The following is a 16052-nucleotide window of genomic DNA, read 5'->3' as shown; positions in this document are numbered from 1 at the left end:
GTCTCCGTGGCAAAAAAACGGCCGTTTGCTCCCTGCGGGAAACGCCCCTCCCGGTCGCTCGGCTAACTTGCTGAAATTATGAAACAACGTTGCATCGTGTCGGGCCGGTGCACCAATGAATGTGGCGCGCTTTCGCTCCAAATGCTACGCTGGTATGCGTAACCTGTTCTTTTTTATGTGCTACTGAGATAAACTCTGTTATAATCACTCGGTTTTCATTAGCTATGACAACCCCTGGGTAGGGGCTGCATATAGAAGCACCCGGCGCTTCATCCGGAGCGCCGGCATCACGAATTGACTGACTGGCTCGCGGATTTCGCTCCCAGGCACCCTCTCGAAAAGAGAGCCGGGGCGGGAAGGGGGAGTCCGGCCTCTTCATGAGGACGACTTTCGAGGGCGAACCGAACGCTGGTCAGGAAATACCATCTCGGGGCCAGAGCGCGCGGATGAACACCGCTTCGCGGCGCGGGGAGCCCCCAAGGAAAGGAACAAGAAACCTATGTCGAAAAAGATGCTGATCAACGCGCTGCACGCCGAAGAAGCCCGGGTAGCGATCGTGGAGGACGGACGCCTGGTCGATCTGGATGTCGAGATCGCCGGCAATGAACAGATCCGCGGCAACATCTACAAGGGTGTGGTGGTGCGCGTGGAACCGGGGCTGCAGGCGGCCTTCGTGGACGTCGGGCTCAAAAAGCTCGGCTTTTTGCAGATGGGCGAGCTGCACCCGGAGAACTGGAAGTGGCGCGAGGACATCCCGGAGGACCAGCGGCACCGCCGCCCCCGCATCCAGGAGGTCTTGAGGCGCGGCCAGGAGCTGGTGCTGCAGGTCGAGAAGGGGGAGCGCGACAACAAGGGGTCCGCGCTCACCACCTACGTCTCGCTTCCGGGGCGCTACATGGTGCTCATGCCGGGGAGCGACTCAGCCGGCATCTCCCGCAAGGTGGAGAGCGAGGGGGAGCGCAGGAAACTCAAGGAGATCATCGCGGAGATGACCATCCCCGAGGGGTACGGCTACATCATCCGCACCGAGGCGATGGGGCGCACCCGCGATGAGCTGCAAAAGGACCTGGACAACCTGATCGCCCTCTACGAAGGGGTGCGCGAGAAGGGGGCGGCCATGAAGGGGGCCGGGATGATCTACCAGGAGTCCGCGCTCATCATCCGCACCATCCGCGACTACTTCTCGGCCGATATCGACGAGGTGCTGGTGGACAGCAAGGAGGTCTTCAAGGACGTCCGCGACTGTCTGAAGGAGATCGACCCCAAGTTCGAGAAACTGGTCAAGATGCACCAGGAAAAACGCCCCATCTTCTCCCGCTACCAGCTCGAGGAGCAGATCGACCTGATCTACGAGAAGAAGGTGCCGCTTAAGTCGGGCGGTTCCATCTTCATCGAGCCCACCGAAGCCCTGGTCTCCATCGACGTCAACTCCGGGAAGTCCACCGGCGAGAAGGGGGTCGAGGACACCGCCTTCAAGACCAACCTGGAAGCGGCCGAGGAGGCCGCCCGTCAGCTTAGGCTGCGCGACCTGGGCGGTCTCATCGTCATCGACTTCATCGACATGCGCGATAGAAAGCACAACGCCGAGGTCGAGAAGACGCTCAAGAGCGCGCTCAAGGCCGACAAGGCCCGGGTGAACGTCTCCCGGATCTCCGAGTTCGGCCTCCTGGAGATGTCCCGCCAGCGCATCCGCCAGACCCTGAACCAGGCGAGCACGCTGGAGTGCCCGCACTGCGACGGGCGCGGCAAGGTGAAGTCGGTCGAGGCGATGGCGCTCTCCTTCCTGCGCAAGGTGCACGCGGCCGCCGCCAAGGGGACCATCGGCGAGGTGGTGGGGAGCCTGCCCTTGGAGGTCGCCTACTACCTCTTGAACCGCAAGCGCCATGAGCTCTCCCAGATCGAGAGCGATTACGACATCGAGGTGACGGTGAAGGGGAAGCCCTCCTACCTCCTGAACCAGATGGAGCTCGAACTGGTCAAGCGCGAGAAGGTCCCCCAGGAGGAGTTCGCCGAGAAAGCTGCGCCGCGCTTCGCCAAGGAAGAGGCTGCCCAGGCTGAGGCCGGAGACGGGCGCAAAAAGAAGAAGAAAAAGGGGAAGGCCCAGGCCGAACCCGAAGCGGTCCTGGAGAGCGCGCTGGAGACCCCGCCGGCACTCGAGGAGGCGCTTTCCGCTTCGGAAGGTGCCCAAGAGGAACTCGAGGCGCTCCCGTCTATCGAGGGGGAACACGAGGAACACAAGAAGAAGCGCCGCCGCAAGCGCAAGCGCAAGGGGGGAGCGGCCGAAGCCGCTGCTCAAGCCGGCGAGTCGACCGTCGAGACGGTGCTCGCGCTGGCAGCCGCCGATGGGTCACCCGCCGCCGAGGCCGGCGTCGAGGCTGGCGACGAGGCGCCTGAGGCCGAAGGGCACGAGGCACTCGCAGGCGAGGCGCATTCCGAAGGGAAGAAGAAGCGGCGGCGCAAGAGACGGCGCGGCAAGTCGCACGAGGCGGGGCACGAGGCTGCGGGTCTTTCGGAAGCAGACGCTGCGGCCGAGCCCGCGGCGCCGGCCGAGGCGCCCAGTGCCGGCGCGGAAGCGGCCGCCGGCCAGGAGCCCGGGGAAGCCCAGGCCAAGAAGCGCCCGCGCCGCAAGAAAAAGGCCGCCGGCGAGGCACCCCACGCCGAATCCGGGGTAACGGCAGCCGAGGCTCACGCCGAGCCGGAGGCTGCAGCGCACCCCGCCGCGGCTGCGGCCGAGGCCGTTGCGGGCAAGCCCGCCCGTCCGCGCCGCAAGGCCAAAGGTGCAGCGGAACCCGCTCCCGAGGCCCAGCCGGCCGCTCCCCAGCCGGCACCGGCAGCCGAGGCCGGCGAACCGGCTCCGGTCAGCGCCGCAAAGAAACGCGGCGCGCCGAAGGCCAAGACCCCGAAGCAGGCCAAGGAGGCAATCCCCGCCGAGGCCCCGGCCGCTGCGGCGGCTCCGGCGGAGCCCGCCCCGCCGGCTGTCAAAAAGGAAAAGGCGCAGGCTCCCAAGGCGGCCAAAGCGCCCAGGGCTCAAAAGGCCGAGAAGGCGCCCCAGGGGGAGGCTGCTCCGGCTGCCGCAGCCGCCCCGGCAGCCGAGGCGCCCGCAGCGAAGAAGCGCGCCGCCAGGTCCAAGGCACCCGCCGCGGCTCCTCAAGCGCCCGCAGCCGAGGCTGAAGCCGGCGAGCCCAAGGCCAAAAAGCCCCGGGCGCCGCGCAAGAAGAAAGAAGAAAACGAGTAGTGAGGGGTACGACCGGCTTGTTCTTCAGAATCGGCATCGTGTTCGTGTTGTTGGCCGGCTGGCTTGAGAGCGCCTGCGCGGCGGGTCCGGAATTCACCCCGTACCTGTCCGCGCAGTACTTCTCCTGGCGCGAGTACCACGCCGGGAGGCGGCTTCTCAAGGAGAGCGGCCCACTCTTCGCGGGGGGGCTGGACTTCGCCTTCCCGGTGTACCGGCACGCGCAGCACTCCGTGCGCATCGAGTCGCGGCACGAACTTTTCGGGGGGTATGTCGACTACGACGGCGAGACCCAGGAACAGATCCCGGTCAAGACCCAGGTGAGCTATTTCGGCAGCCGGCACGAACTCGGCGCGGGGTGGCGTCACGACGGCGACCGCTGGGCGCTGGAGCCGTTCACCTCGCTTGGCTACCGCTGGTGGTTTCGGGGACTGCAGGATGCCACCTCGGCCAACGGCCAGCCTTCCCAGGGGTACACCGAATACTGGCAGACCGGCTACCTGAAGCTGGGGGGGCGGGGGAGCTTCCAGGCCTCCCCTGGGGTCGAGGTCACCACCGAGGCCGGCGCCAAGTACCCCTTTGTGACCAGCAACTACGTGAAGCTGAAGGGCGTCGGTCCCACCACCTTCAGCCCCGAAGGGCTTATAAGTCCCTTCGCCGAAGCCGGCCTCCGTTACCGCGGCTTCCGGGCGACCGTAAGCTACGAGGGGTTCCGCTTCGGCGCCTCCCCGCTCAAAAATGGCTTTTTACAGCCCGAATCCACCTCCGACCTGGTCGGCCTCAACCTCGGCTGGACCTTCTAGGCCGTCCGCGGAGCACGCGCTTAGCATGGAGCAGATCCTTTCCATAGCCCTCTTCGGCGCCCTCGGCTGTCTCGCCCGTTATTTCCTCTCCGGCTGGGTCTACGACCTCTGCGGCCGGGCCCTCCCCTATGGCACCTTCGCCGTCAACGTGATCGGCGCCTTCCTCATCGGCCTCATCATGGAGTTCTCGATCCGCAGCGTGCTGGTCCCGCCCACCCTGCGCACCGCGCTCACCATAGGGTTTTTGGGCGGACTCACCACCTTCTCCACCTTCAGTTTCGAGACCTTCCGGCTCATCGAGGAAGGGGCTCTGGTAAGCGCCTTCGGCAACATCCTTTTGAGCGTGGTCGCCTGCCTGGCCTGCACCTGGCTCGGTATCGCCGCGGCCCGGGCCCTGTGAGGCGCTTTCCCCGAAGCGCAGATGGAACAAAAATAATAGTGGTGCGGCGGGCGGTTCCAGCTCCGGCGCGCCGGGAGTGAACGCGGCATGGACCACAACGATCTCGAAGAACAGGCGCTGCTCAGGATCTACATCGGCGAGAACGACCGCCACGGTCACCTCCCGCTCTACGAGGCGCTCGTGGAACTCTTCCGCAGCGAAGGGTTCCACGGAGCCACGGTTCTGCGCGGGGTTGCCGGTTTCGGCGCCCACCACACCTACCACTCCGACCGGCTCCTGCGCCTCTCCAGCGAGCTCCCCATGGTCCTCGAGGTGGTCGACTCGAAGGAACGCCTGGAGGCGGTGCTCCCCCGTGCCGAAGAGATGATGGACGGGGGGATGATCACCCTGGAGCGGGTTTTGGTACGCCGTTATCCACGCTCCTCAAGGAGTTGAAAGCTTCTACCCGTCTGCTACACTTCCCACATTCATGAAAAAAGGAGCGTGCGAATGGGTCTGCTGGACAATGTGAGCCCCTTCTGGATCGAGAATCAGTACAAGCTTTGGAAACAGCAACCGGAAAACCTCTCCGAGGAGTGGCGCGCGTTCTTCACCGGATTCGATCTCGGCGGCGCCGGGGCCGAGGCCCCTGTTCACGGGGAGTTAGCCACCGGTGACGCGCTGAAACACTCCGCGGTACAGTCGCTCATCTACCGCTATCGGGACATCGGACACCTGCTCGCCTGCACCGATCCCCTCTCCCCCTGCCAGATCGATCACCCCCTTTTGGCACTTTCCGCCTTCGACCTCGAGTTCTCCGACCTCGATAAGACCTTCCACACCCGCCGTTTCATGAAACAAACGGCCTCCCTGAAGGAGATCCTGCAGGTCTTGCGCTCCACCTACTGCGGCTCCATCGGCGTCGAGTTCATGCACATCCAGGACCCGGTAGAACGGCAGTGGTTGATCGACCGGATGGAACCCACCGGAAATCGTGGGACCTACCAGGCCGAGGAGCGGCTGCGCATCCTGAAAAAGCTCAAGGAGGCGGCACTTTTCGAGCGGCAGCTGCAGAAGAAGTTCCCGGGGCAAACGAGGTTCTCCCTCGAGGGGGGTGACGTGCTCATCCCGATGCTCGACGTGGCCGTGCGCACGGCGGCGGCGCTGGGGATGACCGACATCGTGCTCGGCATGCCGCACCGCGGGCGCCTGAACGTCCTGGTGAACATCTTCGGGATGCCGATGGAAAACATGTTTGCCGAGTTTGCCGACAACGCCGAGTACGGCGTGGTGGGCGAGGGGGACGTGAAGTACCACAAGGGGTTCTCCGCCGACCTCGCCATGGCCGACGGCCGGGGCATCCACCTCTCCATGGCGGCCAACCCGAGCCACCTCGAGGCGATCGACCCCGTGGTGGAGGGGAAAACCCGGGCCAAGCAGGACCGGATGGGGAACGATGGGGAGGCGCGGGTGCTCCCGGTCCTGATCCACGGCGACGCCGCCTTCGCCGGACAGGGGGTGGTGGCCGAGACCCTCAACCTCTCCCAGCTGGAGGGGTACCGTACCGGCGGCACGCTGCACATCGTGGTCAACAACCAGATCGGCTTCACCACGGCCCCCAAGGACGCCCGCTCCAGCCTCTACGCCACCGACGTGGCGAAGATGGTGCGGGTGCCGGTGTTCCACGTCTACGGCGACGACCCCGAGGCGGTCCTGCACGCCACCGAGCTGGCGCTCGCCTACCGCGACGCCTACCGCAAGGACGTGGTGGTCGAGATCATCTGCTACCGCCGGCACGGCCACAACGAGGGGGACGAGCCCTACTTCACCCAGCCGCTCATGTACGAGCGGATCAAGCTGCGCCCGCAGCTGCACGCCATCTACCAGGCCGAGCTCGAGGACGCCGGCTTCAACGCCGAGGAGCTGAAGGCGATCGAGGACCAGGTCTTGGCCGAGATCCAGGGGGCGAGCGAGCGCGGACCGGTCCCCATGGAGTCCGCCTTCCTGGCCCGCTGGACGGGACGCAAGCCGGGGCCGGTCAAGGAACCGGCGGCGACCGCCGTGGCCCCGGCCACCCTGCAGGAAATCTCCGGCAAGCTGAGCCTGCTTCCCGAAGGCTTCACCCCGCACCCCAAGGTGGCGGCCCTTTTGGCCAAGCGCCGCGAGGCGGTCCTAAACGGCGGCGCCCTCGACTGGGGGAACGTGGAGACCCTCGCCTTCGCGACGCTTCTCGACCAGGGGTTCCCGGTGCGCATCTCGGGGCAGGACGTCAGGCGCGGCACCTTCAGCCACCGCCACGCCGTGTTGCGCGACCAGGTGGACGGCAAGGAGTACCTGCCGCTTGAGACCGTCGCCAAAAACGGCGCCTGGTTCCGCGCCTACGACAGCATGCTCGCCGAGTTCTCGGTGCTCGGGTTCGAGTACGGTTACTCCCTGGAGGCCCCGGAGGCGCTCACCATCTGGGAGGCCCAGTACGGCGACTTCGTGAACGGTGCCCAGGTGATCCTGGACCAGTTCGTCTCCGGCGGCGAGGCCAAGTGGGAGCGCTGCAGCGGGCTCGTGCTCATGCTGCCGCACGGCTACGAGGGGCAGGGGGCCGAGCACTCCAGCGCGCGCATCGAACGCTTCCTGGCCCAGGCGGCCGGCGAGAACCTGCAGATCGTCTACCCGAGCACCCCGGCCCAGCTCTTCCACGTCTTAAGGCGCCAGATGCTGCAGAAGTTCCGCAAGCCGCTGGTGCTCTTCACCCCGAAGAGCCTTTTGCGGCACCCGCTGTGCGTCTCGAGCTTAAGCGACCTCGCCTCCGGCGGCTTTAAGGAAGTGATCTCCGATCCCGCCGGTGCAGAGGTGCGCCAGGTGCTCATCTGCACCGGCAAGATCTACTACGACCTCCTGGAACAGCTGCAGAAGGACGGGACCAAGGGGGTCGCGCTGGTCCGGGTGGAGCAGCTCTACCCGCTGGCCGCGGACCAGCTGAAGGATGCTCTCCAGCGCTACCCGGCCGGCGCCCGCTTCAGGTGGGTCCAGGAGGAGCCCCGCAACATGGGGGCCTGGCGCTCGCTGCGCAACCAGCTGGCCGAGCTTTTGGGGCAGGAGCCGGAGTACGTCGGGCGGCCCGACGCCGCCGCGCCCGCCTCGGGTTCGCACCGCCTGGACCGCGTGGAGCAGCACCGCATCGTGACCGAGGCGCTGCAGCTTCCCTAAGGGGGACAGCAGCCGGTCCTGGCACGGCAGGGAGTGGGGTGGGAGGAGCCTCTCACCCCGTCGCTGTGTCCGGCACACCACACGTATCGACGCCCGTCTCCAGGATTTTTGCGGCACACGGCCCCGGAGCGGGCTCACAGATCAACGCATGAAGGGCAGGGGGAGCATATGGAAATAAAGGTGCCGGCAGTAGGCGAGTCCGTTTTCGAGGCGCTCATCGCCAAGTGGCTGAAAAAGTCGGGCGAGCGCGTTTCGCGCGACGAGCCGCTCTTCGAGATAGAGACCGACAAGGTGACCCTCGAGGTGGTAGCGGAAGGCGAGGGAGTCCTGAAGATCACGGTCCCGGAGGGGGAGACGGTCAAGATCGGCACGGTGATCGGCACCCTGGAGGCAGGGGCGGAACAGCCGGCCCAGGCGCAACAACCGCCGGCCCAGGCGGAAGCGCCGGCCGTGCCGGGACAGACGCCCCCCATGTCCCCCTCGGGGCGCAAGCTCGCCCGCGAGATGGGGGTCGAGCCCAAGGACGTGAAGGGGACCGGCCGCGGCGGCCGGCTCACCAACGACGACCTCCTGGCGGCGCGCCCGGCGGCACCTCAGGTGGCGCAGCCGGCCCCGGCACCTCAGGCGGCGCAGCCGGCCCCGGCACCTCAGGCGGCGCAGCCGGCCCCGGCACCCCGGCCGGCGCAGGCCGCTCAGCCGGCAGCGGCTCCCGCAGCCCCGGCGGCCGCTCCCCAGGCCGCTCCGGCGCTGCCCCAAAAGGGAGCCGACTCAGCGGAGCGCATCGTCCGCAAACCGATGACCCCGATCCGCAAAAGGATCGCCCAGCGCCTGGTCTCGGTGCGCCAGAACACCGCCATGCTCACCACCTTCAACGAGGCGGACATGAGCGAGGTGCTCGCCCTGCGCCAGAAGTTCGGCGACTACTTCCTCAAGCGCTACCAGGTGAAGTTGGGCTTCATGTCGATCTTCGTCCGGGCCTGCTGCCTGGCACTTGCCGAGTTCCCCGAGGTGAACGCGAGCATCGAGGGGGACGACATCGTCTACCACAACTTCTGCGACATCGGCGTGGCGGTGGGGGGCGAAAAGGGGCTCGTGGTGCCGGTGCTGCGCAGCGCCGAGACCATGGGGCTCGCCGAGATCGAGCGGGCCATCGCCGGGTTCGCCGACAAGGTGCGCACCAACACCCTGGCCCTGGCCGACCTGGAGGGGGGGACCTTCACCATCTCCAACGGCGGCGTCTACGGCTCGCTCCTCTCCACGCCGATCCTCAACCCGCCGCAGAGCGGGGTGCTCGGCATGCACGCCATCCAGGAGCGCGCCGTGGTGCGTGACGGGCAGATCGTGATCCGCCCCATGATGAACCTGGCCCTCTCCTACGACCACCGCATCGTGGACGGCAAGGGGGCGGTCGGCTTCCTGAAAAAGGTCAAGGAGTTCATCGAGGGGCCCGAGGAGATGCTGCTCTAAGAAAGCACACCGCGTACCCTTCCGGTCAGGAAGTTGGTGTCTTAGCTAAACCGGGAACCACAGCCCCCCCTCCCTTGACGGGAGGGGGACGCGGTTTGCAGGCACCCTACAAGTGGAACAAGGAAAGGAGACTATATGGCAGAAGAGACCTTTGACATCATCGTAATCGGGGCGGGACCCGGCGGTTACGTGGCGGCGATACGGGGCGCCCAGCTCGGCTTGAAGGTGGCGGTGGTGGAGAAACGCGCCACCCTGGGCGGGGTCTGCCTGAACGAGGGGTGCATCCCCTCCAAGGCGCTCCTCGACTCGAGCGAGCTGTTCCACCTGGCCCGGCACCGCTTCGCCGCCCACGGCATCGAGATCCCCGAGCCTAAGCTCAACCTGGCGACGCTCATGGCCCGCAAGGACGACGTGGTGAAGAAACTCACCGACGGGATCGCCTACCTGTTCAAGAAGAACAAGATCGCGAGCTTTTCGGGGACGGCGAAGCTTGTGAAACCAGGTGCCGACGGCCTGCACCAGGTCGAGGTGGAGGGGGCCAACGCGGTGCGGTTAAGCGCCCGGAAGGTCCTGGTGGCGACCGGGAGCGAGGCGGTGGAACTCCCCACCCTCAAGTTCGACGGCAACCGGGTGGTGAGCGCCCGCGAGGCCCTGAGCTTCCCCGAGGTCCCCGAACACCTCCTGGTGGTGGGGGGCGGCTACATCGGGCTGGAGCTCGGCTCGGTATGGCTCAGGCTCGGGGCCAAGGTGACCGTGGCCGAGATGCTGCCGCGCCTGGTCCCGGGAAGCGACGGTCAGGTGGCCGATGGGCTGTTGCGCTCCCTCAAGAAACAGGGGATGAGCTTCCTCCTGGGGGCCAAGGTGGCCGGCGTCGAGGAGCGCGACGGGCGCCTGGCGGCCCGGGTCGAGGTCGAGGGGGGAACCCAGGAGGTGGTCTGCGACCGGGTGCTGGTGGCCGTGGGGCGCCGGCCGCTCTCGGCGGGGCTCGGGCTCGAGGAGCTCGGCGTCAAGCTGGAGCGCGGCAAGATCCTGGTGGACGAGAACTACCAGACCAACGTCCCCGGCATCTACGCCATCGGCGACCTGATCTTTGGCCCCATGCTGGCCCACAAGGCGATGGAGGAGGGGGCGGTCTGCCTGGAGCGGATGCACGGAGAGCCGAGCCTCGTCGACTACGGCTGCATCCCGGGGGTCTGCTACACCTGGCCCGAGGCCGCCTCGGTCGGGAAGACCGAAGAGGCCCTGAAGGAAGAGGGGGTGGCCTACCGGGTCGGCAAGTTCACCTTCATGGGTAACGGCCGCGCCAAGTGCATGGACGAGACCGAGGGGTTCGTGAAGGTGATCGCCGAGGCCGAGGGGGGGCGCGTTTTGGGGATCCACATCTTCGGGCCGCGCGCCTCGGACATGATCGCCGAGGCGGTCACCGTGATGAGCTTCGGCGGGAGCGCCGAGGACATCATGCTCACCGTGCACGCCCATCCCACCCTCTCCGAGGCGCTCAAGGAGGCGGCCCTCGACGTGGAGAAACGGGCGATCCACGGCTAAGGCTGCACCGCTTCATGAGATTTTTGCTCGCAACCACATAGCTGCCCCCCCGCAAAGGGGGAGGCAGGATCCAGACCGGGGATCCGGGGCAGGCAAGACACCATTTTTTTGCCGCCCCGAATCCCCTTTGTCATGTCGGTGTGTTAGAATTGCCTAGCCCGGTGGGCGGCTGGTAAGGCCACGCGCCGGCACCCCCGTAAAACCCCGTGTCCTCCCGTCCCTTTCCCGTGCGGTGCGACACTTTTTCCCATCAAAGGCAGGACCTTTAGCATGATCATGAGAAATCTCGGGTTGATCGGGTACTCCGAGGCCCTGGACATCCAAGAGCTGTGCGTCGCCCGGGTAAGGGAACAAGGGGCGGAGACGCTGCTTCTTTTGGAGCACAGACCGGTCTACACCGTGGGGAGCGGGGGCGATCTCGAAAACGTGCTCGACCCCGGGGTCGAGGCTGTCCGGGTGAACCGCGGCGGCGACGTCACCTACCACGGCCCGGGGCAGCTGGTCGGCTACCCGATGCTCGACCTGGCCAGCCGTGGCAAGGACCTGCACCGCTACCTGCGCTTTCTGGAGGAGTTCCTGGTCGAGATCTGCGCGGAGCTTCAGGTGCCGAGCTTCCCGATTGCCGGCAGGACCGGCGTCTGGACCGAGAGCGGCAAAATCGCCGCCATCGGGGTGGGGGTCAGGCGCTGGGTCTCCATGCACGGGTTTTGCCTCAACGTCGGCTCCGATACCTCGGCCTTCGACCGGATCAACCCCTGCGGCATGCCCGGCTGCCGCATCACCTCGCTCTCCCGCGAGCGGGGCGAGACGCTCTGCGTCGAGAAGGTCCGGGACCTGGTGCGGGAGCGCTTCCCGGTCCACCTGGACCGGCGGCTGCCGCACTGCTGATCTTTCGACGACCTCACCACCGCTTTTGCCAAGGAGGCTCGCATGGCTGCATCCGATCGCCTGGTTCCCGTAGAGAGACTGTGCTGGGTATGCGATCCCGCCCAGTTCCGCTTCACGTCCACCGAAGAGTTCACCAACCTCGAAGGGAGCATCGGTCAGGAGCGGGCGCTGGCCGCCATCGAGTTCGGCCTGGGGATGACCAACAACGGGTTCAACCTCTACCTGGCCGGCGAGCCCGGCACCGGCCGCAGCTCCACCATCTGCAGCATGCTCCGGCGCAAGGCGAAGGAAGAGCCTCCCCCCAGCGACTGGTGCTACGTGCACAACTTCGACAACCCGGACTCCCCGATCGCCCTCCCCCTTCCGGCGGGGAAGGGGGGCGAGCTGGCCGCGGACCTGCGCGAGCTGTTGGACTACGTGAGGGTGAATATCCCCACCGCCCTGGAGAGCAAGGAGTACGAGACCAACCGGGTCGCCATCATCGAGACCTTCCAGGAGAAAAACGGCGAGATGTTCGCCGATCTCGAGAAGGAGGCCGGCGAGCAGGGGTTCGCCCTGCAGCGCACCGTGTCGGGGCTGGTCATCGTCCCCCAGAAGGAGGGGCGCAACTTCACCCAGGAGGAGTACGATTCCCTCGAGCCCGAGGAGCGCGAGCGGGTCGATAACCTGGGGCGCGAGCTCACCGAGAAGTTAAACGACGTCTTGCGCCAGGTGCGCGAGAACGAGAAGGCGCTCAGGGACGCCCTGGCCCAGCTGGACCGGGAGTTGGGGCTCTCCGCGGTGGGGCACCACTTAAACCCGCTCAAGGAGAAGTACGCCGGCTTCCAGAAGGTCCTCGCCTACCTGGAGAGCGTGCAGGAGGACCTCCTTTTGAACCTGGAGGACTTCAAGCCCCAGGTCCCTCCCCCGCAGATCCCGGGGCTCAAGCTCCCCCGGCAGGAGCCGACCTTCGAGCGCTACCAGGTGAACGTCCTGGTCGAGAACGACCCCGACCGCGGCGCCCCCATCGTCTCCGAGACCAACCCCACCTACAACAACCTTTTCGGCCGCATCGAGAACATCATGCAGGTGGGAGGGGTGGCCACCACCAACTTCACCCTGATCAAGCCGGGGGCGCTGCACCGTGCCAACGGCGGCTACCTCATCGTGGACGCCCGGGAGGTGCTGATCAACCCCTTTGCCTGGGAGTCTCTGAAGCGCGCCATCCGCAACTCGGAGATCCGCATCGAGGACGTCCTCGAGCAGTACCGCTTCATGACCGTGGTGTCGCTCAAGCCCGAGCCGGTCCCGCTGCACGCCAAGATCATCATGATCGGCTCGTACCTGATCTACTACCTGCTCTTCTACCTCGAGCCGGAGTACCGCAAGTTCTTCAAGGTGAAGGCCGAGTTCGACTCCAACATCAAAAGGACCCCGCAGCTGGTACAGGACTACGCCCTGTTCGTGGCGAGCCACTGCCGCAAGGAGGGGCTCCTGCACTTCGATCCCAGCGGCGTCGCGGCGGTCCTCGAGCACGCGGCACGGCTGGTCGAGGACCAGGAGCGGCTCTCGACGCAGTTCATGGAGCTCTCCGACCTGTTGCGCGAGGCGAGCTTCTGGGCGACCAACGGCGGCGCCGAGTTGGTGGACCGCACGTGGGTGAAAAAGGCGCTCGACGAAAAGACCTACCGCTCGAACCGGCTCGAAGAGCGCCTGCAGGAGTTCCTGGCCGACGGCACCATCCTGTGCGACACCGAGGGGAGCGTGGTGGGGCAGATAAACGGCCTCTCGGTCATGACCCTTGCCGACTACACCTTCGGCCGCCCCTCGCGGCTCACCGTGCGCGTGACCCTCGGGCGCGCCGGGATGGTGAACATCGAGCGCGAGGTGAAGCTCTCCGGGCCGATCCACGACAAGGGGGTGCTGATCCTCACCGGTTACCTGGGGGGGAAGTTCGCCCAGGACAAGCCGCTCTCCTTCTCCGCCTCGATCTGCTTCGAGCAGTCCTACGAGGGGATCGAGGGGGACAGCGCCTCCTCTGCCGAGCTCTACGGGCTCCTTTCGGCGCTCTCCGGGCTCCCGGTGCGCCAGGGGATCGCGGTGACCGGCTCGGTGAACCAGCACGGCCAGATCCAGCCGATCGGCGGGGTGAACTACAAGGTCGAGGGGTTCTTTGCGGTCTGCAAGGCGAAGGGGCTCACCGGGGACCAGGGGGTGATGATCCCGAAGATCAACGAGCGCAACCTGATGCTGAGCGACGAGGTGGTGCAGGCGGTCCAGGCCGGAGAGTTCCACATCTGGAGCGTCGAGACCGTGGACCAGGGGATCGAGGTCCTGACCGGGGTGCCGGCGGGCGAGCTGCAACCCGACGGCAGCTATCCCGAAGGGAGCGTGAACTTCCTGGTGAACGAGCGGCTGAAGTCGATGGTGGAGCGGCTGCGCAAGTTGGGCAAACCGGACGAGAAGGAGACGGCCAAGGGCGGCGGTGAGGGCGAAGCCTCCTAGGCGGCTTTGCAGCATCTTCAGCGCATCCACCGCCTGGCCGAGGATACCGGCAGTACCGTTACCCGAAGATCCTTCCACGGGATCGTTGCAACATGAGTCCCCTCTCCCCCTGCGGGAGAGGGTGAGGGGGAAGCTGCGATCTCTAGGTAGCCGGCTTTCAGCCGCCCCTTTCCGCCCCCGTCAAAAAGAGCTTCCCCAAACTCCCCATCTGTTTTACTATCCTCTCCGCAAATCCTCAACCGACCCAAAGCCTCGGGGCGCCTCGCGCGCCCCTTTCTCCGACCGGGTGCCCTTAATGCCGCCACGCTGCCATGTTATCGTGAACCCCACCTCGGGGAGCTTCTCGAAAGCCTCCCTCGACCTGGCCCTCGCCGCCCTGCGCGAAACGGGCCTCGATCCCCTGTTGCTGGAAACCGCCTCCGCCGAGGATCCCGCCCGTTTTGCCGCCCGGATCTGCGCCGAGGAGGCCGCGCCGCTCATCCTGGTCATGGGAGGGGACGGCACCCTGAATGGGGTCCTCAACGGCCTGCGTCCCGGGGTGGCGACCCTGGGGGTGCTCCCGCTGGGGACCGCCAACGTCCTCGCCCGGGAGTTGAAGATCCGCTCGCTTGAGGACGCCCTCGGGCGCATCGCGCGCGCCGTTTCGCGGCCGATCTCCGTGGGGGAGCTGGAGTGCGCCGGGGTGCGGCGCCGCTTCCTCTTGATGGCCGGGGTCGGCGTGGACGGCCAGGTGGTGCGCGGGGTGCGCCTTGCCGAAAAACGGCTCCTGGGGAAGGGGGCCTACCTCCTCTCGGCGTTGCGCGTGGCGGGCGGCTGGGAGCGCGGCACCCTGCAGGTGACCGGCGCCGGGCGCAGCGTGGTCTGCCACAGCGTCATCGTCTGCAACGCGGCGCGCTACGGCGGGGACTTCCTGCTCGCCCCCGAGGCCGACCTCTTCAGCCCCGGCTTCCAGGTCCTCTGCATTGAGGGGGGCCCCCTCAACTACCTGAAACTCGCCCTCAAGCTCGGCTTGAAGCGCCCGGTTCCGGGGCGCTTCGTCACCAGCTTCGCGGCGAGCGAGGTGACGGTGGCCGGGGACAAGCCGGTCCAGTTGGACGGCGACTACTTCGGCGTCGCCCCGCTCACCCTGCGCTCTCTCGGCGGGTTCGTGCGGGTGATCTGCTGAAGGGGCAGGTTTTGCCGGCAGCGGGCCCGGCAGCGCCCACCTGGAGACTTGACAAACCGGGCATCCTGAGAGATTAATGACGGCTGAGACGTCTGGGCTTTAATGATGGTAGGGCAGCAACATCTTTGCGGCAAAGGGAGCGGAGCGTGGCCAAACCTAAGATTCTGCTGGTGGACGACACGAAGCTGGTGCTGGAGTTGGAGAAGAGCTTCCTGAAACTCTCGCACGTCGAGGTGCTCACGGCGCTCAACGGCGCCCTGGCCCTGGAGATGATCCGCAAGGATCCTCCCGACCTGATCTTTCTCGACATGAACATGCCGGTCATGGACGGCTGCGAGTGCTGCCAGGAACTCAAGGCGGATCCCTTCTTAAGCTCCATCCCGGTGATCATGGTGACCACGGCGGGGCGGGAAGGCGACCGCGAGCGGGCGGGGCAGGCCGGGTGCGACGACTTCATCACCAAGCCGATCGACCGGCGCGAGTTCCTGGAAAAGGCGCGCCGCTACACCGACGCGGTGGACCGCCGGGAGGAGCGGGTGCCCTGCCAGTTCCCGGCCCTGTTCGCCTTTGCGGGGAGCTCCGTGGGGGGGAACGTGATGGACATAAGCGACGGCGGGGTCTTCGTGGCGAGCCACGAGCCGGTGCGTGAAGAGCAGCTGATCAAGCTGGCGCTCTACCTTCCCGAGTCGAAGATGGTGCTGCGCGAGCTTTCTGCCCGCATCGCCTGGGTCAACGAGGATGGCAACCGGGTCAACCCGGGTTTGCCGCCGGGGTTCGGCGTCGAATTCCTGGACGTCGACGAGGAGCTGCGCGAGACCCTGAAAATAGTGGTGGACGAGACCCTGGGAGAGGCCGGGGAGAGGCACTGACCTTGTCGCCTGGGGA

The 16052-nt window shown here is 66.5% G+C and carries 11 protein-coding genes; all 11 read left to right on the top strand.

The genetic code is table 11. The annotated features are described in order from the left end of the window. The first annotated feature begins 499 nt into the window (after positions 1-499). The 11 genes from GMST_RS18160 to GMST_RS18110 all read left to right on the top strand — a co-directional run bounded on the left by GMST_RS18160 (position 500) and on the right by GMST_RS18110 (position 16036). A complete protein-coding gene (locus GMST_RS18160) occupies positions 500-3235 on the top strand; it encodes an Rne/Rng family ribonuclease (RefSeq protein WP_183356122.1) in 2736 nt (911 codons plus the stop codon). Positions 3236-3252: 17 nt separating this feature from the next. Then, complete coding sequence (locus GMST_RS18155; RefSeq protein WP_183356121.1) at positions 3253-4035, top strand: hypothetical protein; 783 nt, start codon at positions 3253-3255, stop codon at positions 4033-4035. Between the two features lie 25 nt (positions 4036-4060). Beyond that, a complete protein-coding gene (crcB, locus tag GMST_RS18150; RefSeq protein WP_183356120.1) occupies positions 4061-4435 on the top strand; it encodes a fluoride efflux transporter CrcB in 375 nt (124 codons plus the stop codon). An 87-nt stretch (positions 4436-4522) separates the two neighbouring features. After that, positions 4523-4870, top strand: coding sequence for a DUF190 domain-containing protein (locus GMST_RS18145; protein WP_183356119.1), 348 nt, complete (start codon positions 4523-4525; stop codon positions 4868-4870). Positions 4871-4924: 54 nt separating this feature from the next. Further along, positions 4925-7618 (top strand): 2-oxoglutarate dehydrogenase E1 component, encoded by a 2694-nt coding sequence (locus GMST_RS18140; protein WP_183356118.1) that lies wholly within the window; start codon positions 4925-4927, stop codon positions 7616-7618. A gap of 168 nt (positions 7619-7786) precedes the next feature. Next, on the top strand, positions 7787-9085 hold the full coding sequence (gene odhB, locus GMST_RS18135; protein ID WP_183356117.1) for a 2-oxoglutarate dehydrogenase complex dihydrolipoyllysine-residue succinyltransferase: 1299 nt from the start codon (positions 7787-7789) through the stop codon (positions 9083-9085). 135 nt (positions 9086-9220) lie between these two features. Further along, positions 9221-10630 (top strand): dihydrolipoyl dehydrogenase, encoded by a 1410-nt coding sequence (gene lpdA, locus GMST_RS18130; RefSeq protein ID WP_183356116.1) that lies wholly within the window; start codon positions 9221-9223, stop codon positions 10628-10630. A 270-nt stretch (positions 10631-10900) separates the two neighbouring features. Further along, complete coding sequence (lipB, locus tag GMST_RS18125; RefSeq protein WP_183356115.1) at positions 10901-11518, top strand: lipoyl(octanoyl) transferase LipB; 618 nt, start codon at positions 10901-10903, stop codon at positions 11516-11518. Between the two features lie 42 nt (positions 11519-11560). Then, positions 11561-14002 carry a Lon protease family protein gene (locus GMST_RS18120; protein WP_183356114.1) on the top strand — a complete coding sequence of 814 codons (2442 nt, stop codon included), beginning with the start codon at positions 11561-11563 and terminating at the stop codon, positions 14000-14002. A 295-nt stretch (positions 14003-14297) separates the two neighbouring features. Then, positions 14298-15167 carry a diacylglycerol/lipid kinase family protein gene (locus GMST_RS18115; protein WP_183356113.1) on the top strand — a complete coding sequence of 290 codons (870 nt, stop codon included), beginning with the start codon at positions 14298-14300 and terminating at the stop codon, positions 15165-15167. 146 nt (positions 15168-15313) lie between these two features. Further along, positions 15314-16036, top strand: a complete 723-nt coding sequence (locus GMST_RS18110) for a response regulator (RefSeq protein ID WP_183356112.1) — start codon at positions 15314-15316, stop codon at positions 16034-16036. Positions 16037-16052: the final 16 nt, after the last annotated feature.

Source organism: Geomonas silvestris (genome assembly GCF_014193515.1).
Classification (GTDB): Bacteria; Desulfobacterota; Desulfuromonadia; order Geobacterales; family Geobacteraceae; genus Geomonas; species Geomonas silvestris.
Note: the sequence above shows the minus strand (reverse complement) of the source record. Positions and strands in the feature narration are given on the sequence as shown.